Annotated in this window: 17 protein-coding genes; 6 read left to right on the forward strand and 11 right to left on the reverse strand. The window is 72.7% G+C overall.

Features of this window, described 5'->3' with window-relative positions:
- Window positions 1-310: 310 nt before the first annotated feature.
- Window positions 311-919 (reverse strand): class I SAM-dependent methyltransferase, encoded by a 609-nt coding sequence (locus tag H299_RS0105525; RefSeq protein ID WP_027747596.1) that lies wholly within the window; start codon window positions 917-919, stop codon window positions 311-313.
- Between the two features lie 111 nt (window positions 920-1,030).
- On the opposite strand from H299_RS0105525, the gene H299_RS0105530 reads away from it, so the two are divergent.
- Window positions 1,031-1,423 (forward strand): roadblock/LC7 domain-containing protein, encoded by a 393-nt coding sequence (locus H299_RS0105530; protein WP_027747597.1) that lies wholly within the window; start codon window positions 1,031-1,033, stop codon window positions 1,421-1,423.
- Between the two features lie 100 nt (window positions 1,424-1,523).
- Window positions 1,524-2,378, forward strand: coding sequence for a DUF6397 family protein (locus H299_RS32365; protein ID WP_158692279.1), 855 nt, complete (start codon window positions 1,524-1,526; stop codon window positions 2,376-2,378).
- Here the strand turns inward: H299_RS32365 and H299_RS0105540 are convergent.
- On the reverse strand, window positions 2,350-4,851 hold the full coding sequence (locus tag H299_RS0105540) for a DEAD/DEAH box helicase (protein WP_027747598.1): 2,502 nt from the start codon (window positions 4,849-4,851) through the stop codon (window positions 2,350-2,352). The two genes, H299_RS32365 and H299_RS0105540, sit on opposite strands and share 29 nt — an antisense overlap.
- A 157-nt stretch (window positions 4,852-5,008) precedes the next feature.
- Between H299_RS0105540 and H299_RS0105545 the strand changes: the two genes are divergently transcribed.
- On the forward strand, window positions 5,009-5,800 hold the full coding sequence (locus tag H299_RS0105545) for a metal-dependent hydrolase (RefSeq protein ID WP_027747599.1): 792 nt from the start codon (window positions 5,009-5,011) through the stop codon (window positions 5,798-5,800).
- A gap of 210 nt (window positions 5,801-6,010) precedes the next feature.
- On the opposite strand, the gene H299_RS0105550 is transcribed toward H299_RS0105545, so the two are convergent.
- Both H299_RS0105550 and H299_RS32370 read right to left on the reverse strand, forming a co-directional pair.
- A complete protein-coding gene (locus H299_RS0105550; RefSeq protein ID WP_027747600.1) occupies window positions 6,011-7,792 on the reverse strand; it encodes an ABC transporter ATP-binding protein in 1,782 nt (593 codons plus the stop codon).
- Window positions 7,789-9,675, reverse strand: coding sequence for an ABC transporter ATP-binding protein (locus tag H299_RS32370; RefSeq protein WP_037757965.1), 1,887 nt, complete (start codon window positions 9,673-9,675; stop codon window positions 7,789-7,791). The genes H299_RS0105550 and H299_RS32370 overlap by 4 nt, the downstream gene beginning before the upstream one ends.
- Before the next feature lie 117 nt (window positions 9,676-9,792).
- Between H299_RS32370 and H299_RS0105560 the strand changes: the two genes are divergently transcribed.
- Window positions 9,793-10,581 (forward strand): L,D-transpeptidase family protein, encoded by a 789-nt coding sequence (locus tag H299_RS0105560; protein WP_078512476.1) that lies wholly within the window; start codon window positions 9,793-9,795, stop codon window positions 10,579-10,581.
- 56 nt (window positions 10,582-10,637) lie between these two features.
- Here the strand turns inward: H299_RS0105560 and H299_RS32375 are convergent, their stop codons facing one another.
- Window positions 10,638-11,177 (reverse strand): MarR family transcriptional regulator, encoded by a 540-nt coding sequence (locus tag H299_RS32375; protein ID WP_078512477.1) that lies wholly within the window; start codon window positions 11,175-11,177, stop codon window positions 10,638-10,640.
- Between the two features lie 273 nt (window positions 11,178-11,450).
- Here H299_RS32375 and H299_RS32380 point away from each other — a divergent pair, with 273 nt between their 5' ends.
- A complete protein-coding gene (locus H299_RS32380) occupies window positions 11,451-13,211 on the forward strand; it encodes an ABC transporter ATP-binding protein (RefSeq protein ID WP_051262174.1) in 1,761 nt (586 codons plus the stop codon).
- Window positions 13,211-13,630 (forward strand): ASCH domain-containing protein, encoded by a 420-nt coding sequence (locus H299_RS0105575; RefSeq protein WP_027747602.1) that lies wholly within the window; start codon window positions 13,211-13,213, stop codon window positions 13,628-13,630. Before H299_RS32380 ends, H299_RS0105575 begins: the two co-directional genes overlap by 1 nt.
- Before the next feature lie 81 nt (window positions 13,631-13,711).
- On the opposite strand, the gene H299_RS0105580 is transcribed toward H299_RS0105575, so the two are convergent.
- The 6 genes from H299_RS0105580 to H299_RS39505 all read right to left on the reverse strand — a co-directional run bounded on the left by H299_RS0105580 (window position 13,712) and on the right by H299_RS39505 (window position 18,729).
- Window positions 13,712-14,095: a VOC family protein gene (locus tag H299_RS0105580; protein ID WP_027747603.1), complete on the reverse strand. Its 384-nt coding sequence runs from the start codon at window positions 14,093-14,095 to the stop codon at window positions 13,712-13,714.
- A 122-nt stretch (window positions 14,096-14,217) separates the two neighbouring features.
- The gene (locus tag H299_RS0105585) at window positions 14,218-15,324 is read right to left on the reverse strand and encodes a DUF2332 domain-containing protein (protein WP_027747604.1); all 1,107 of its coding nucleotides are present in this window, start codon (window positions 15,322-15,324) and stop codon (window positions 14,218-14,220) included.
- A gap of 157 nt (window positions 15,325-15,481) precedes the next feature.
- A complete protein-coding gene (locus tag H299_RS0105590; protein ID WP_027747605.1) occupies window positions 15,482-16,831 on the reverse strand; it encodes an ammonium transporter in 1,350 nt (449 codons plus the stop codon).
- A 44-nt stretch (window positions 16,832-16,875) separates the two neighbouring features.
- Window positions 16,876-17,841, reverse strand: coding sequence for an urease accessory protein UreD (locus H299_RS0105595; protein WP_027747606.1), 966 nt, complete (start codon window positions 17,839-17,841; stop codon window positions 16,876-16,878).
- 1 nt (window position 17,842) lies between these two features.
- Window positions 17,843-18,463: an urease accessory protein UreG gene (gene ureG / locus H299_RS0105600; RefSeq protein ID WP_027747607.1), complete on the reverse strand. Its 621-nt coding sequence runs from the start codon at window positions 18,461-18,463 to the stop codon at window positions 17,843-17,845.
- 119 nt (window positions 18,464-18,582) lie between these two features.
- A complete protein-coding gene (locus H299_RS39505; RefSeq protein WP_158692281.1) occupies window positions 18,583-18,729 on the reverse strand; it encodes a hypothetical protein in 147 nt (48 codons plus the stop codon).
- Window positions 18,730-18,769 lie beyond the last annotated feature (40 nt).

The following is an 18,769-nucleotide window of genomic DNA, read 5'->3' on the forward strand; positions in this document are numbered from 1 at the left end:
ACTCCTGGTGGGTCCTCGGCGTCACGTGTACCGCCACCCCGAAACTCCGTAGCACCGTCGTCGGCCCGCCGCCATGACCGGTCGAGTACGCGCAGTCTCCGCACCAGCTCCGCGAGTTCGGGACTGCCCAACGCCCGCCATTGCGCCATGGCTCTCCCGTGCCCTCCATCGCGACGACCCGTGCGGGTACGCGCCTGCCTCCCGCACCCCCGCAGCGCCCATGGGGCCCACCCGGGCTGCTCGGCCACTCTGGTCACCCCCACCGGCGAGCGCAAGGGGGGCACAGCCCGAGGCTCCGGCCCCAGGGGGCTCACTCCCGCGTGGCCAGCGCGAGGAAGCGCTCCGCCTCGTCCGCGTAGGACACCAGCTGCCATCCCGAAGCCGCCAGCAGTGGGCGCAGGTTGGGCTCCGCCCGCAGGTCGTCCGGAGTCAGGCTGCGCCCCTTGCGGGCGGCGAGCGCGGCCCGGCCGACCGGGTGGAAGAGAGCCAGCACGCCGCCCGGCCGTACGACGCGGGCGAGTTCGCGCAGGCCCGCGTCCGGCCGGGGCAGGTGGCCCAGGAGCCCGGCGGCGAACACCGCGTCTGCGCTCCCTGCGCGCAGCGGCAGCCGGGCCGCGTCGGCGAGCAGGAGTGCCCCGTCGCTCCGCCGCCCCCGTGCCGCGGCCTGTGCCAGCATCGCCGGTGTCATATCCGCTCCCAGCACGGTCCCGTGCGGGCCGACCGCCGCACGCAGCGGAGCGAGTGCTCTGCCGGTGCCGCAGCCCACGTCGAGCACGGTGTCCCCGGGGTGCAGGCCGAGTTCGGCCACTGCCGCCCGGTAGGCTGGGCCGTCCTCGGCGAAACGCGCGTCCCAGCCGGCCGCTCGCTGGGTGAAGAACTTCCGGATTCCGGCCGCTCCACCGGCCGTTTCGTAGCTCATGGGAGTCTCCATCCGGTCAGAGTTCCGGTGCGCGGGTCCGGAGAGGTTGCCCACCGTGCCGTCGTGGGTAAGGGTGGCACGGCGGTTGCCAAGGAGAAGGGGGACACGGGGATGGCACTGAACGCGGGCCTCGACTGGCTGCTGGACGACCTGACGCAACGGATATCTTTCATCAGGCATGCGCTCGTCCTCTCCAACGACGGGCTGGTGACGGCGAAGAACGAGGGGTTGGAGCGGGCGGACGCGGAGCACCTCGCCGCCGTCTCCTCCGGTCTGCACAGTCTCGCGAAGGGCTCGGGAGAGCACTTCAGGGCGGGGCGGGTACGGCAGACGATGATCGAGTTCGACGAGGGCGTGCTCTTCGTGACGGCCGCGGGGGACGGGAGCTGCCTCTGCGTGCTGTCCGGGGCGGACGCCGACATCGGGCAGGTCGCGTACGAGATGACGCTGCTGGTCAACCGGGTCGGCGAGCACCTCGGCGTCGGCACCAGAGACGCCCACTGACAGGGGTTACCCAGAGTTCTCCACAGGCCCTGCGGGGGGCTTGCCGACGCGCTAACGTCATCACTGACAGTAAGCGCGCGGCAGCGGGGAGATGGTCGGCATGGGGAGCACGGTCGCGGTGGGCAGGGCTGCCAGGGAGCTGGGGCTGCGGCCCGGCGAGTTCGACCTCGCGGTGCAGCTGGACGAAGTGCCTACGGTCGCGGGCCCGTCCGTGGCCCGGCGCCGGGTGCCGGCCGCCGAGCTGGAGCGGCTGACGGCGGCCGGGGACTTCCCGGCGGGCCTGCGGGAGCGGCTGCGTACCGTCGGCACCATGGACGGCGCGCGGTTGCTGGCAGTCAGTCCGGCCCGCTTCACCCGGCTGGCCAGAGGGGGCTGCTTCGCGCCGGTGTGCCTCCGGGTGACGCGCTACCGCACGGTGGTCTGGCGCTATCTGGTCAGCGAGCTGCGGGTGTTCGCCGTGCAGCACCCCGAATTGCTCAGGGGGCACGCGCCGGCCAGGCTGCGGAGCGAACTGGCGGCGGGTGCGGACCACCGGGGGCGGCGCTGGCGCGGCCGCAGGGTCGGGCAGTTGGTGCGGCAGTCCCGCGATCCCTGGGAGCGCGCCGCGGCGCGGGCCGCCGTGCTCGACGCTGAGTCGCTCGCCCGTGCCGTGCCGCTGGAGTGGGAGCGGGCGTTGCTGCTGCGGCTGCGTCCTCCGCTGGCGCTGGTGCGCCGGGAGGCGCACGTCCTGCGGGCGGCCGTCGAGGAGGTGAGCCAGGCGGCAGGCGCGGAAGAGACCAGGTGGTACACCTTGCTGCTCGCCGCCGACCTGGAAGGCGCGCGTGGCGCGGTCAGCGGCGCGGGGCGCCGCACCGCCCGGCACCCCCGCGTCCGGCTCCGTCAGCCGCCGGGCCTCCTCAGCGCCCGTGCCCCGCGCCAAGGCGTGCTCACATCCGGCCCACCTCGAGGATCTTGACGACGGCCCGGCCCTCCTCGTCGGAGGCGGTCAGGTCGATGGCGGCGGAGATCCCCCAGTCGTGGTCGCCGTTCGGATCGGCGAACGTCTGCCGGACGCGCCACAGCCGCTCGGCCGGTTCCTCCTCGATGCGCAGCAGCTTGGGGCCGCGGGCGTCGGGGCCGGTGCCCAGGTCGTCGTACTCCTCCCAGTAACCGTCCATCGCCTCGCCCCAGGCGTCGGCGTCCCAGCCGGAGTCCCCGTCCAGTTCGCCCAGTTCCCTGACCTTGTCCAGGGCGGCCAGCTCCACCCGGCGGAAGAGCGCGTTGCGGACCAGGACACGGAAGGCGCGCGCGTTGGCGGTCACGGGCTTGACCTGGTCGGCGCGGTCCTGAGCCTCCTCGGCCGTCTCGTCCTCGGGGTTGGCCAGCTGCTCCCACTCGTCCAGCAGGCTGGAGTCGACCTGGCGGACCATCTCGCCCAGCCACTCGATGATGTCCTGGAAGTCCTCGGACTTGAGATCGTCCGGGACGGTGTGCTGCAACGCCTTGTAGGCGCTGGCCAGATAGCGCAGCACGATGCCCTCGGTGCGGGCGAGTTCGTAGTGGCTGACGAACTCCGTGAAGGTCATCGCCCGCTCGTACATGTCACGGATCACGGATTTGGGGGAGAGCGGATGATCACCGACCCAGGGGTGCGAGCGGCGGTAGAGGCCGAAGGCGTGGAAGAGCAGCTCCTCCAGCGGCTGCGGGTAGCCGATCTCCGTCAGCCGCTCCATCCGCTCCTCGTACTCGATGCCGTCGGCCTTCATCTGACCGACGGCCTCGCCCCTGGCCTTGTTCGTCTGGGCCGCAAGGATCTGCCGCGGATCGTCCAGTGTCGACTCGACGACGGACACCATGTCCAGCGCGTAGGACGGCGACTCCGGCTCCAGCAGCTCGAACGCGGCGAGCGCGAAGGTGGACAGCGGCTGATTGAGCGCGAAGTCCTGCTGGAGGTCGACGGTCAGCCGGATGCGGCGCCCGTCGGGCCCCGCATCCTTCTCGTCCAGCTGCTCCACGACCCCGCCGTCCAGCAGCGAGCGGTAGATGGCGATGGCCCGGCGGATGTGCCGCAGCTGGGCCCGCCGGTCCTCGTGGTTGTCCTCGAGCAGCTTCCGCATCGCGGTGAAGGGGTCGCCGGGCCGCGCGATGACGGACAGCAGCATCGCGTGCGTGACGCGGAAGCGCGAGGTGAGCGGCTCGGGATCGGAGGCGATGAGCTTCTCGAAGGTCTGCTCGCTCCAGTTGACGAAGCCCTCAGGCGCCTTCTTGCGCACGACCTTGCGTCGCTTCTTCGGGTCGTCTCCGGCCTTGGCGAGCGCCTTCTCGTTCTCGACCACATGCTCGGGCGCCTGGGCGACGACGAACCCGGCGGTGTCGTAGCCCGCGCGCCCGGCGCGGCCCGCGATCTGGTGGAACTCCCGCGCGCGCAGCGTCCGGACGCGGGTGCCGTCGTACTTGCTGAGCGCGGTGAACAGCACGGTGCGGATGGGGACGTTGACGCCGACGCCGAGCGTGTCCGTACCGCAGATGACCTTGAGCAGCCCCGCCTGCGCCAGCCGTTCCACCAGGCGCCGGTACTTCGGCAGCATCCCGGCGTGGTGCACCCCGATGCCGTGCCGGACGTAGCGCGAGAGGTTGCGGCCGAATCCGGTGGTGAAGCGGAACGCGCCGATGAGCTCGGCGATCTGGTCCTTCTCGGCCCGTGTGCACATGTTGATGCTCATCAGCGCCTGCGCCCGCTCCACGGCCTGGGCCTGGGTGAAGTGGACGATGTAGACGGGGGCCTGATGGGTTTCCAGCAGCTCGGTCAGCGTCTCGGTCAGTCCTGTGGTGCGGTACTCGTAGGACAGCGGCACGGGCCGGGTCGCGGAGCGTACGACGGCGGTGTCCCGTCCCGTCCGGCGCGTCAGGTCCTCCTTGAACCGGCTCACGTCGCCGAGCGTCGCCGACATCAGGATGAACTGCGTGTGCGGCAGCTCCAGCAGCGGGATCTGCCACGCCCAGCCGCGGTCCGGCTCCGCGTAGAAGTGGAACTCGTCCATCACGACCTGGCCGATGTCGGCGTCCGGGCCGTCGCGCAGCGCGATGGAGGCCAGGACCTCCGCGGTGCAGCAGATCACCGGCGCATCGGCGTTGACGGACGCGTCCCCGGTGAGCATGCCGACGTTCTCGGTGCCGAAGAGCTTGCACAGGTCGAAGAACTTCTCCGAGACCAGGGCCTTGATCGGCGCGGTGTAGAAGGTGACCTGGTCCCGGGCGAGCGCGGCGTAGTGCGCTCCGGCGGCGACGAGGCTCTTCCCCGAGCCCGTCGGCGTCGACAGGATCACGTTCGCGCCGGAAACCACCTCGATCAGCGCCTCCTCCTGAGCCGGATACAGCGAGATCCCCTGCTCCTGAGCCCAGGAGGAGAAGGTCTCGAAAAGGGCGTCGGGGTCGGCCTCGGGCGGCATCTGATCGATAAGGGTGGCTGTCACACCCCCATCTTGCCCTTCCGGGGTCCGATTCCGAGAACCGGTGCGTTCTTGGTGATCACCGGACGCTACGCTGAGTCGCCTGCCGGACGGCACGGCGCCGGGTGGGACAGCTCAACACAGGGGTGGGATAGGCATGATGGGACCGGCGCACTCGCTCTCCGGGGCGGCGGCCTGGCTGGCGGCGGGTGCAGCAGCCGCCGCACTGGATCACCCGATGCCCTGGCCGGTGCTCGTGATCGGCACGCTGATCTGCGCGGGTGCGGCGCTGGCACCGGATCTGGACCACAAGTCCGCGACCATCTCGCGCGCCTTCGGGCCGTTCTCCCGGGCCCTGTGCGGAGTGATCGACAAGCTGTCGGAGACGGTCTACAACGGGACGAGGGCACGGGGGGAGCGGCGCCGCTCCGGCGGTCACCGCACCCTCACCCACACCTGGGTCTGGGCCGTGCTCATCGGCGCCGGGTTCTCGGCCGTGGCCGTCACCGGGGGCCGCTGGGCGGTGCTGGCGATCCTCTTCATCCACGTCGTGCTCGCCGTGGAGGGCCTGCTGTGGCGGATGGCGCGGGTATCCAGCGACGTGCTGGTCTGGCTGCTCGGAGCCGCCTCGGCCTGGATTCTGGCCGACGTGCTCGCCCAGCCGGGCAACGGCGCGGACTGGCTCTTCCACGCGGACGGCCAGGAGTACCTGTGGCTGGGCCTGCCGATAGTGCTGGGCGCACTGGTGCACAGCTTCGGCGACGCCCTCACCGTATCCGGCTGTCCGATCCTGTGGCCGCTGCGCATCGGGGGCAAGCGCTGGTACCCGCTGGGCACGCCGCGTTTCATGCGCTTCCGCGCGGGGGCCTGGGTCGAGGTGAAGATACTCATGCCGCTGTTCATGCTGCTGGGCGGTGCGGGCGGCCTGGTGGCTCTCGGCGTCATCTGAGCGCGGGGCGCTCACTCGCCCGCTGGGCATTCTGCCCGCCGCGTGTCCCGCACACCGCGGGCCTGCTGCAGCACCCCCGTCGGCCGGTGGTGTGCGGGGCGGGCCCCGGAGCCGTCTGCCCCAGGACCCGTGCGGGCCGGCCGTGCCGGACCCGCCGCGCCGATCTCACATAGGGCCGATGCTCACATCGGGTCGATCACGCTGTGCCGCTCAGCCGTGCCAGGACCGCCACAGCGCCGCGTAGGCGCCGTCCGCCTCAACCAGCGTGTCGTGGCTGCCCAGTTCGCTGATCCGGCCCTTCTCGACCACGGCGATGACATCCGCGTCGTGCGCGGTGTGCAGGCGGTGCGCTATGGCCACCACCGTCCGCCCCTCCAGGACCTGGGCCAGCGAGCGCTCCAGATGCCGGGCCGCGCGCGGGTCCAGCAGCGAGGTCGCCTCGTCCAGTACCAGCGTGTGCGGGTCGGCGAGGACCAGCCGGGCCAGTGCGATCTGCTGCGCCTGGGCGGGGGTGACGGGGATGCCGCCGGAGCCGACCTCGCTGTCCAGACCGTCCGCCAGCCCGCGTGCCCAGCCGTCCGCACCCACCGAGGCGAGCGCTCCCCACAGTTCGGCGTCCCCCGCGTCGGCGCGGGCCAGCAGCAGGTTCTCCCGGAGCGAGCCGACGAAGACGTGATGCTCCTGGTTGACCAGGGCCACGTGCCTGCGCACCCGTTCCGCGGGCATCCGCGAAAGCTCCGCCCCGCCCAGCGTCACCTCACCCTCGCGCGGCCCGTAGATCCCGGCCAGCAGCCGCCCCAGCGTCGACTTGCCCGCGCCGGAGGGGCCGACGAGCGCCAGCCTCGTGCCTGGCGGGACGTCCAGCGTCACCCCGTGGAGTACGTCGGCGCCCTCCTGGTAGCCGAAGCGCACCTCGTCCGCCTCCATGCGGCGCCCCTGTGGCGAGAGGGTCTCGTCCCCCTCGTCCGGCTCGATGTCGCGCACGCCCACCAGACGGGCCAGCGACACCTGGGCGACCTGGAGTTCGTCGTACCAGCGCAGGATGAGTCCCACCGGCTCGAACAGCATCTGGGCGAAGAGTGCGCCCGTGGTCAGCTGGCCGACCGTGAGCCAGCCCTCCAGCACGAACACACCGCCCAGCATCAGCACCGAGCCCAGGATCAGCACGTTGCTGACGTTCAGGGTCGGGAACATGATCGTGCGCAGCCACAGCGTGTACCGTTCCCAGGCCGCCCACTCGCGTATGCGCCGCTCGGAGAGGTCCACCCGGCGGTCCCCCAGCCGGTGCGCCTCCACCGTGCGGCCCGCGTCCACCGTCTCGGCGAGCGCCCCGGCCACGGCGGCGTAGCCCGCGGCCTCCGCGCGGTAGGCCGACGGGGCGCGGCGGTAGTACCAGCGGCAGCCGGCGATCAGCACCGGCAGCGCGATGAGCACCGCCAGCGCCAGCGGCGGCGCCGTCACGGTCAGCGCGCCGATCAGCAGCGCGGCCCACACCACGCCGATCGCCAGCTGCGGGACCGCCTCGCGCATGGCGTTGGCCAGGCGGTCGATGTCGGTGGTGATCCGGGCGAGCAGGTCGCCGGTACCGGCCCGCTCCAGCACGCCCGGCGGAAGCCTCACCGAGCGGACGAGGAAGTCCTCGCGCAGGTCCGCGAGCATCTCCTCGCCGAGCATCGCGCCGCGCAGCCGGACCATCCGGATGAACACCGTCTGGATGAGCAGCGCGATGGCGAAGAGGGCGATCGTGCGCCCCAGCGGGATGTCGTCGGTTCCGGCGGAGAGGTCCTCGACGACGGTGCCCAGCAGGTAGGGGCCCACCATGGAGGCGGTCACCGCGATCGCGTTGACCGTCACCAGGATGCCGAACGCGCGCCGGTGGCGGCGGAACAGCTCGCGTACGTACCCGCGTACGGTCGCCGGGGTGCCTACAGGCAGCGTGGTCACCGATTCGGAGGCGGCCGGGTCGTAGGCGGGGCGTGCGACGCCGATCATGCGGTGGCGTTCCCTTCAGCGAGTTCTGCGTCGGATTCCCGGGTGACGACGGCGCGGTAGTCCGCGTCCGTGTGCAGCAGCTTCTGGTGATCGCCGGTCGCGGTGACCCTGCCGTCGCGCACCATGACCACCTGGTCGGCGCGGTCCAGCACCAGCGGGCTGGAGGAGAGCACCACGGTCGTACGCCCCGCCCGTATCCGGTGCAGGGCGGCGGCTATTCGCGCCTCGGTGTGCGAGTCGACCGCGCTCGTCGGCTCGTCCAGTACGAGCACCGAGGGGTCGGTGACCAGCGAGCGGGCCAGCGCGAGCCGCTGCCGCTGGCCGCCGGAGAGCGACCGGCCCCGCTCGGTGATCCGGGCCCGCAGCGGATCGCCGTCCGCACCGGGTGAACTCTGCGCGAGGGCGGCCAGCACATCGCCGCACTGCGCCGCGTCCAGCGCGTCGCGCACCGCGACCTCGCCGGAGGCAGGTACGTCCATCAGCTCCTGGAGCGTCCCGGAGAGGAGCACCGGGTCCTTGTCCTGGACGAGGACGGCGGTACGCGCGGCGTCCAGTGGCACGTCGTCCAGCGGGACCCCGCCCAGCAGCACGGACGAGGTGTCCCGCGCCGCCGCCGCGTCGCCCTCCGAGGCTGCGGCATGGCCGCCGAGGCGGTCGGCGAGGGCGCCCGCCGCGTCCGGGTCCCCGCACACCACCGCGGTCAACTGGCCGGCGGGGGCGAGCAGTCCGGTGGCCGGGTCGTACAGGTCGCCGGCGGGCGGCGGGGTGATCCGCGCGGCGCTCGCGGCGTTTGCGCCCTGCTGCGTACCGGCGGCCCGCGCCGCCTCCGTCCCGGGCGCCGCCTCCTTGCCGCGGTCCGATGCGGCGGGCGCCGTACGCTCCTCCGCCGCGTGCCGCAGCGACAGCACCCGTGCGGCCCTGGTGGCCGAGGGGCGGGAGAAGGAGTAGGCCATCGCGAACTCCTGGAACATCCGCAGCGGCAGGAGCAGGAAGGTCACCGCGCCGTACACCGTGACCAGCTCGCCCACCGAGAGGCGCCCGTCCGTCGTCATCCGGGTGCCCTGCCACACCACGGCGATCAGCAGCAGCCCCGGCAGCAGCACCTGGACAGCCTCGATCAGCGCCCACATGCGCGCGGTGCGCACGGCCGAACGCCGTACCTCCTGGGACGCCTTGCGGTACCTGTCCAGGAAGAGCTGCTCGCCGCCGATGCCGCGCAGCACGCGCAGGCCGGCGACGGTGTCCGCCGCCAACTCGGTTGCCCTGCCCGCCTTCTCGCGCTGTACGTCGGCCCGCCGGGTGGCGCGCGGGAGCAGGGGCAGCACCACCGAGCACAGCACCAGCAGGCCGGCCGCCACCAAGCCGCCGAGCTGCGGTTCGTAGAGGATCAGGCCCCCGCACAGGGAGAGCGAGACCAGCAGGGCGGCGCTGAAGCGCGAGGCCGACTCGACGCACCAGCCCACCTTCTCGATGTCACCGGTGGAGACCGCGACCACCTCTCCCGCCGCCACACGGTGGGTGAGGGTCGCGCCCAGTGTCGCCGTCCGGCGCGCCAGCAGCTGCTGGAGGCGGGCCGCGGCGGTGATCCAGTTGGTGATGGCGGTGCGGTGCAGCATCGTGTCGCCGACGGTCGCACCCGCACCGAGCAGCGCCATCAGGGCACCGGCCAGCGCGAGCCGCTCACCGGAGCGGTCGACCACGGCCTGCACGGCGAGCCCGACGGCGAGCGGCAGCGCCGCGACGGACGCTAAGTGCAGAGCGCCCCAGGCCAGTGACTTGGCCTGCCCGCCCAACTGCCGTCGCCCTAGCCAGAGAAGAAGATGCGGACCGGACCGCACATCAGGTGTTCCGGGGTCTGGATACGGAAGATGACGAATCTGCATGACGTCCCAGGGCGGTTCGACGGGGAGCGGGCCGGGCAAGCCTCGCCACATGAAGGGTCGGAAATCAACGGGTTTTTCCGTACGGATCTACTCCCGAAAAGTGCGACCATGAGAATCATGCACGGTACGGGAGCGGTATGGACCAGGAGCCGGTCGGTGGCCGCTGTGGCGCCCGCCACAGTCGTCGCACTCGCGCTGTTGCTCACCGGCTGTGCTGGTGATGATACGCCGGGGAACGGGGGTTCGGACGCCGCCGCGTCGCCGTCCGGCGCGCCCTCCGCCTCCGATGAGCAGCGGAGCGGGCGGGAGCTGCGGCGGATTCCCGGCGTCGGAGACCGCCTCCAGAAGAAGATCCCGGAGCGTACCCGCCAGGTCGTAGCCGTCTACGGAGAGGGCCGCGACTCGGGCGAGGCCAGAGTCGAGCTGTACACCCGGAAGACGTCGGGCGGCGAGGCGGCGAACTGGTCCCGGCAGAAGTGGTGGAACGCACACAACGGCAAGCGCGGCTGGACCACGGACCACCGCGAGGGGGACAAGCGCAGCCCGGTCGGCGTGTTCACCCTCTCCGACGCGGGCGGCGTACTGCCCGACCCGGGGGCCCGGCTGCCGTACACCCACTCCGCGGCCTTCACCCCGCCCGGCTACTGGCCGAAGAAGACCCGGCACGACTTCGACCGGGTCATCGCCATCGACTACAACAGGGTGCAGGGGACCAGCCCCCTGGACCCGACGCGCCCCCAGGGGCAGACCAAGGGCGGCAGCATCTGGCTGCACATGGATCACGGCAGCGGCACGTCCGGCTGTGTCAGCCTCTCCCGGCCGGGCATGGAGTACCTGCTGCGCACGCTGGACCCGGCCGCGCACCCGGTCGTGGTGATGGGGGACCGCGCGACGCTGCGGAAGTGACCCGCGGCGGCTGAGCACCCCGGACGCCCGGCGCCCGGAGCGGGGCCGGGCCGTGGTCAGCGGCTCCCGCGCTCCTCCTCGTGCCGGTGCCGCTTCTCGCGGTCGTGGTCGTGGCCGTGCCCAGGGCCCCGCCCGTGCCCGTGCCCGCCCGGGTGGCCGCGTCCGCCCTCCGCCTCCAGTTGGGCCAGCAACTCGCCCAGCGCGGTGCGCTGCCCGGCCGAGAGCGGGGCGAGGACGTCCTCCGCCGCCGAACGCCGGGCCCGGCGCAGCTCCTTGAGTGCGGCCACGCCCTCCTCGGTCACGGTGATCCGCACCACCCGGCGGTTGGCGGTGTCCGGCACCCGGCGTACGAGCCCGCGCTCCTCGAGGGCGTCCACCAGGCTGGTGACCGCGCGTGGTACGACCTCCAGCTGCGCGGCGACGTCCGCCATGCGGGGCGGGGCGGGGCTGCGGGCCACGGTGCGCAGCAGCCGTGACTGGGCGGGGGTGATGCCGACGGGCGACAGGTTCCGCTTGTGCGCGTGGTGGAGCCGGCGGGTCAGGCGCAGCAGCTGGTCGGCGAGGTCGCCGGCGGTCGCGTCGGGGGATCGGGGCATGGCCGCAGACTATCAGGATCAAACTCACTGTGAGTATAGGTAACAATGAACTATGCTCTTCCGTGCCCGCGCGACCTCGCGGGCGTCCGTCCGTCCGCTTCGCACATCCGGCACCCACCAAGGAGCACATTGCCTCGCGACCTCGCAGCCCCCAGCGGCCCGCCCCCGAGCGCGGAGACCGCCGCGAAACCCGGCCCGCGGTCCGGCCCGCGCCCGCGCCCGCAGAACGGCGCCGAGTCCGACCCGCAGACGCCCCCGGCCCCCGTCCGCCGGATTCTGCGCCTCTTCCGCCCCTACCGCGCCCGCCTCGCCGTCGTCGGCCTGCTGGTCGCCGCCTCCTCGCTGGTCTCGGTCGCCTCCCCCTTCCTCCTGCGGGAGGTGCTGGACACCGCCATCCCGCAGCAGCGCACCGGCCTGCTGTCGCTGCTGGCGCTCGGCATGATCCTCATCGCCGTCGTCACCAGCGTCTTCGGCGTACTCCAGACCCTCATCAGCACCACCGTCGGCCAGCGCGTCATGCACGATCTGCGCGCCGCCGTCTACGCCAAGCTCCAGAGCATGCCGCTGGCGTTCTTCACCCGTACGCGCACCGGCGAGGTCCAGTCCCGCATCGCCAACGACATCGGCAGCATGCAGGCCACCGTCACCTCCACCGCGACCTCGCTGGTTTCCAACTTCACCAGCGTCGTCGCGACCCTCGTCGCCATGCTGGCCCTGGAGTGGCGGCTGACCCTGGTCTCGCTGTGCCTGCTGCCGTTCTTCGTCTGGATCAGCCGCCGGGTCGGCCGGGAGCGCAAGCGGATCACCACCCAGCGGCAGAAGCAGATGGCCTCGATGTCTGCGGTGGTGACCGAGTCGCTCTCCGTCAGCGGCATCCTGCTGGGCCGCACGATGGGCCGCTCCGACTCGCTGACCCGCGACTTCGCCCAGGAGTCCGAACGCCTGGTCGACCTCGAGATCCGCGCCAGCATGGCCGGGCGCTGGCGGATGTCCACCATCGGCATCATCATGGCCGCGATCCCGGCCCTGCTGTACTGGTCGGCCGGCATGCTGCTCCACTTCGGCGGCACGGCCGTCTCCCTCGGCACGCTGGTGGCCTTCGTCACCCTCCAGCAGGGGCTGCTGCGCCCGGCCGTCTCGCTGCTGTCCACCGGTGTCGACATGCAGACCTCGCTGGCGCTCTTCCAGCGCATCTTCGAGTACCTCGACCTGGAGCCCGGCATCACCGAGCCCGAGCGGCCCGTACGGCTCGCCGAGGCACGCGGTGAAGTCCGCTTCGAGAACGTCACCTTCGCCTACGACCCGGATGCCCCCGCCCCCACGCTGGACGCGATCGAGCTGACGGTCCCCGCCGGGACCAGCCTGGCCGTCGTCGGCGCGACCGGCTCCGGCAAGAGCACGCTGAGCTACCTGGTGCCCCGCCTCTACGACGTCACCTCGGGCCGCGTCACGCTGGACGGCACCGACGTGCGCGACCTCGACTTCGACTCGCTCGCCCGCGCGATCGGCGTCGTCTCCCAGGAGACCTACCTCTTCCACGCGTCCGTGGCCGAGAACCTCCGCTTCGCGAAACCGGACGCCACGGACGCCGAGCTGCGCGCCGCCGCCGAGGCCGCCCAGATCCACGACCACATCGCGGGCCTGCCGGACGGCTACGACACGCTCGTCGGTGAGCGCGGCTACCGCTTCTCGGGCGGCGAGAAGCAGCGCCTCGCCCTGGCCCGCACGATCCTGCGCGACCCGCCCGTCCTCATCCTCGACGAGGCGACCAGCGCGCTGGACACCCGCACCGAGCGGGCCGTCCAGGAGGCGATCGACGCGCTCGCCTCCGGCCGTACCACCCTGACGATCGCGCACCGCCTCTCCACCATCCGCGACGCGGACCAGATCGTGGTCCTGGCGGACGGCCGGATCGCCGAGCGCGGCACCCACGGCGAGCTGCTGGCCCTCGACGGCCGCTACGCCGCCCTCGTCCGCCGCGACGCCCGTACGGGTGCCGGGGCGGGTGCCGCCCAGGGGGCTAGCCTGGGCTGATGTCCCACGAACCGCTGCCCAGAGCCGAGTTCGGCTTTCCGGGCCCGCTGCGCGACCTGCTGGTGGCCGCGATCCTCTCCGGCGCCAAGACGGCCACCACGGGACTGCGCCTCGACTACGAGACCGCGGGCGAGCCGCTGCCCGCCGCGGGCGAGCGGCAGGTCGTGATCGACTCCGCCGAACGGCCGGTCGCCGTCATCGAGGTGACGGACGTACGGGTGCTGCGCCTGGCGGAGGTCGATCTCGCGCACGCCGTGGACGAGGGCGAGGGCCACACCACGGTCGCGCAGTGGCGGGCCGGCCACGAGCGCTATTGGCACGGCGCGGAGATGCGCAGGGCCCTCGGCGACCCGCACTTCACCGTCGACGACGACACCCTCGTGGTCGCCGAGCGCTTCCGGCTGCTGGAGCGGCTGTAGCCACGCGGGAAGCCCGCGCCCGCACTGCAACCCGCCCCCGCGCCGCGCCCGCAGGCACCGCCGGGTACGGCGGGGAAGCCCTCAGCGGGCCGCCGCGGGCATGTGCGGCTTGGGCGGCGTGAACACGCAGAACTCGTTGCCCTCCGGGTCGGCCAGCACGTCCCAGTCGACCCGCTCGCGGTGCCGCCGCACCAAGGTGGCGCCCAGCTCCAGGATCTCGTCCGTGTGGCCGTACACGTCCAGGTGCATCCGGTTCTTCACCGTCTTCGGCTCCGGCACCGGGGTGATCCAGATGACCGGACCGTGCCCGGTCGGGTCGTAGATGGGTACTGGCCACTCCGGCGGGCGCTGGCGGTGTCCGGTGGGGGGCTCCCGGCGCAGGTAGCCGAGTGCGGCGCACCACCAGTCGGCGAGCGCCTGGTGGTCGAGCGCGTCCAGGGCCAGGTCCTTGAAGCGTGCGGGCATGATCGGAGCCTAATGCGAGGTCACCTCCCCGGCCGGTCTTGACGTGCCGGGACCGCGCGGGCGTGGCGCGCCGCCCGCCATGCCCGCCATGCCCGCTACGCCCGCTACGCCCGCTACGCCCGCTACGCCCCGCGAGCGTCCCGGTCCTGCCCCCACGCGGGGATGCCGTGCGACGGGGCCTCGGCGAGGATCTCCTCCGGCTCGGTGCCGACACGCACCGACAGCCGGAACGGGTGGGTGCCGTCCGCCGCCCGGCGTGGCTCGAAGGCGACGTAGGCGAACCCCGGGCGTGTGCCGTCACCGCCGCCGTCGGCCGCCGCCAGCCGCGCCAGCTGCTCCTCGGCGCGTGCCCACTCCGGGGCCGGCACGTACTGCCGCATCACCGAGTGCCACACCACCGTCAGCGTGCCCGGCCGCGGCTCGATCCGTGCCAGGAAGTCGGCGACACCCGCCCGTTCGAGGCGGGCCGGTGTCGTCGCGGCCAGCCGCAGTGCCCCGTCCAGCCGGGCCGCCCGTGCGGTCTGGTCCGGCCAGAGATACGCCCGCAGCGCCAGCGAGCCGTCCGGGGAGAGCGGGTCGACCGGGGAGAGGTCGCAGCCGTGCCGCTCGGTCACCCGCAGCCGGGGCCGCGCGTGCGCGGCGTGCCGCAGCCAGGCGGGCAGCGGGGCGCGCCAGGCGTCGCGCAGGTGCACCGGTGATTGGGCCGGGCCCCAGGCGAAGCCGGGTGCCGTGACGCGGAACATATCCGCGCGCAGGTTCAGGCCCGCGCTGGCGCCCAGCTCGAAGAGCCGTACGGGGAGCGGCCGTTGGCCCGCCGCGTACAGGGCTCCCGCCAGCAGCGGCCCGGCGCGGCCGACCTCGTTGGTCTGCGGCGCGCGGGTCATCCAGTCGCGTACCCAGGTCATCCCGTCGCCGACGGCCGCCAGGAAGGCGCGCTCCAGGTCCGCCGCGCGCTCCGGCCGGTACGCGCCGCCCGCGCTGGGGTAGTGCTCCGCCAGCGCCGGGGCGCGGCCGGTCAGCACCCGCGCGTGTACGCCGCCGAGCAGCCGCAGGGCGACGGCGTCCGGCCCCGGCGCGTCCTCGTACCCGGCCACGGCCTCGGCGCAGACGCCGCCGGCCCGTACGTCCGCGGCGACCCGCGGCAGCAGCGCGGCGTACAGAGGCGAACCGTGTTCCGCGCAGGCCGCCGCCTGCCACTCGATCATCTGCGCGGCGCGCTCACGTGACATGCCTGGCTCCTTCCGGCCGACCGGGAGGCGGCGGGCTCGACGTCTGGCACTCAGTGTCTATTTATGAACCCTTACATGGCACTGAGTGTCAGATCATCTTGCCTCACGTGCCCCGGCCGAGCAAGGGCCGCGGCTCACCTCGCCGGGCGGCCCCGCCCTACCTGGACTCCTCCCGGGCACGCAGCAGCCTGGTGATCTGCTGGACGAGTGCGTCGTCGCTCCGCACCGGCCCGCCGGAGACGAGCGCGCCGAGACGCGCGGCGGTCCGGAAGTCGTACGCGCGCTCCTGCTCCGCCTCGGGGACGCTGTGGTACTCCTCCCTGGCGCGGAAGCCGACGGTCATCTCGACGGCCTTCGCGATGAGCCAGGTGAGGACGAACGAGAACGCGATCACGGCGGCGATCGCGACGAGCTGCCTGCCCAGCAGACCCCAGCCGCCGCCGTAGAAGAGGCCCTCCTTGCCGCTGATCCGGGCGGTGGCGAAGAGGCCGACCATGATCAGCCCGGTCAGTCCGCCGACGCCGTGCACCCCCACCACATCGAGGGTGTCGTCCACGCCGAAGCGGTACTTCAGCGTGACCGCGAAGGCGCAGACCGCTCCCGTGACCAGACCGGTGACGACGGCACCGAGGGTGTCGATCTCCCCGCAGGCGGGCGTGATGGCGACCATGCCCGCGACGGCGGACGAGACCACGCCCATCGTGGAGACCTTGCCGGTGCGCCACTTCTCGACCAGCGGCCAGGTGACCATGGCGCCCGCGGCGCCGAGCTGGGTGTTGAGGAACGCGCCGGACGCGGTGCCCTGGTCGCTCAGCGCGGAACCGGAGTTGAAGCCGAACCAGCCGAACCACAGCAGGCCGACACCGATCACGACGAGCGGGATGTTGTTGGGACGGTCCTCGCGCCGCGCGAAGTCGCGCGGTGCCCGCAGCACGATCGCGACGGCGAGGCCGGCCGCGCCGGAGTTCAGCTCCACCGGCAGGCCGCCCGCGAAGTCGAGCGCGCCCAGGTGGTCCACGATCCAGCCCTCCTTGTCGAACACCCAGTGCGCGACCGGGATGTAGACGATCAGCAGCCACAGGACGACGAAGACCAGCCAGCCCTTCATCGTGGCACGGTCGGCGATCGAGCCGCTGATCAGCGCGACGGTGATGACGGCGAAGCCCATCTGGAAGGTGCTGTAGAGGTAGGTGGGGATGTGGCCGGTCAGCGTGTTCAGTTCGATCCCCCGCATGAACACGTGGTCGAGGCCGCCGATGAGCCCGGCGCCGCCGACGTCCGGGCCGAACGCCAGGGTGTAACCGACGGCCCACCAGGCGAGCGTGCCGAAGGCGAGCGCCGCGAAGCTCATCTTGATCATCATCAGGACGTGCTGGGTGCGCACCATGCCGCCGTAGAAGAACGCCAGTCCCGGCGTCATCAGCAGCACCATGGCGGTGGAGGCGAGCAGCCAGGCGGTGTCACCGGAGTCGTATGCGGGCGGCATCGGCGGGGGAGCGGTGTTCATCGGCGGATTCCTCGGGTGGGTGGGGCGCGGTGGGTTCGCCCGCGCTACGGCTTGCGCAGGTCGGGGGCGGGGTGTCCGGTCAGGAGCCGGTGCAGGCGATGCCGGGCCGCGGCGTGGGCGGCGGCGACCCGGACGGGGCTGTCGTCCAGGAACCGGGCCCAGGCGCCGCACTCCCGTGGCAGCACGCTCACCCCGTACAGGACGCCGAGGCCCTCCAGCGCCTCGTACAGGGCGTCGGCGACCTCGGTGGCGGGGGCGCGGTCGGTGACGACGAAGAGTGAGGCGACGTGGTCGTACCCGGCGAACACGCCCGGGCCGGTGACCTCGTCGCCCGGCCCTCCCGCGCCCGGCCGCAGGCGCAGGGTGTCGACGCCGAGGAGGGTCCCGTCGGGCCGGGCCAGCCGCAGGTCCGTGGCCAGCACCCGGTAGCCGTGGCGCTCGCCGCGGGCCAGCCGCCCGGCAGCCAGCGTGTCACCGACGACCACGGTGGCGCCGGAGGCGACCGTAACCTCCGTGCGCTGGTAGAAGCGCGCGCCCCGGAACGGGATCAGCGGGTCCGGCAGGTACTCGGCGTAGGCACCGGGCGCCGCCGTCAGACGTACGTGCTGGCTCGCGTAGTCGTGCTCCATCCGGAAGACCTTGGTGGCCGCCTGGGTGGTCAGGTGCACCTCGGTACCCGGGCCGCAGCGGAAGTCCATCCGGTAGCGGTCGGCCTGGGCGATGCCGCCGCCGGTGGACATCAGATAGACGTAGCTCATGCCGGGCATGGCCGGATCGATCCACAGCGGACGCATGATCTGCAGCGGGGACTTCTGGTAGCGCTCGACGAGTTCGGTGCGCCCGCCGCGCAGCGCGAAGGCCAGATCGAGGATGCCCACCTTGGCGGGGGAGCCGGCGGCGAGCGTGTCGGGCACCGAGGCCAGGGCCGACACGTCGGGCGGGACGCGGCCCGCGCCGTAGTAGCCGGGGGAGAGCCGCTCGGGTCCGGGCCGGGTCGCCGTGGGCCGCACCTCAGATCAGCACCGTGCGGCGCGATGCGAGATAGTCGGCGATGTCCGGGAGGCCGGCGCCGGTGAGGCAGTCGGTGAGGACGACGGGACCGCCGTCGCGGACCCGGTGGGCGTCGGACTCCATGACGCCGATGTCGGTGCGCACGTACTGCGCGATGTCGATCTTGTTGATGACCAGCAGGTCGGAGTCGGTGATGCCTGGCCCCCGTTTGCGCGGCATCTTCTCGCCCTCGGCGGTGTCCAGGACGAAGAGGAAGAGGTCGACCAGGGCCGGGCTGAAGGTGAGGGTGAGGTTGTCGCCACCGGACTCGTACAGCAGCGTGTCCGTGTCGGGGAAGCGCTCCAGCAGTTCCGCACCGGCGGCCAGGTTCATCGTCGGGTCGTCGCGTACGGCCGTGTGCGGACAGGCGCCCGTCTCGACGCCGACGACCCGCTCCGGTTCCAGGATGCCCGCCAGCGTGCGGCGGATGTGCTGGGCGTCCTCCTGCGTGTAGATGTCGTTGGTGACGACGCACGGCCGGTGGCCGCGCTCGATCAGCAGCGGCACCAGTGCCTCGATCAGCGCCGTCTTGCCCGAGCCGACCGGCCCGCCGACGCCGACGCGCAGTACCTTGTCGTCCATGGTGCTCCCGGGCTCGAGGGCTCCTGTCCCGTCCGCCGCCGCCCTGTCCACCGCCCCGTCCGTCTCCGTCGCCGCGGCCGGGGTGCGCGCTGTGTCGCCGGTGTCCTGGTACATGGGCGTTAGACCAGGAAGAACAGGTGGTTGAGCGGCAGCTCCCGGGCGGGATCGATGGTGGCGACCCTGCCGTAGCTGTCGGAGGCAGGCGAGCCCGGATACGCGGTCGGCTGCCTGTTGCTGACGGTGGCGGCGGCGCTGGCCGCGGTCACGCTGGGTGCCCTGGCCGCGCACGCGGCCCTGGGGCAGGAC

The organism is Streptomyces sp. CNH287, from assembly GCF_000424825.1.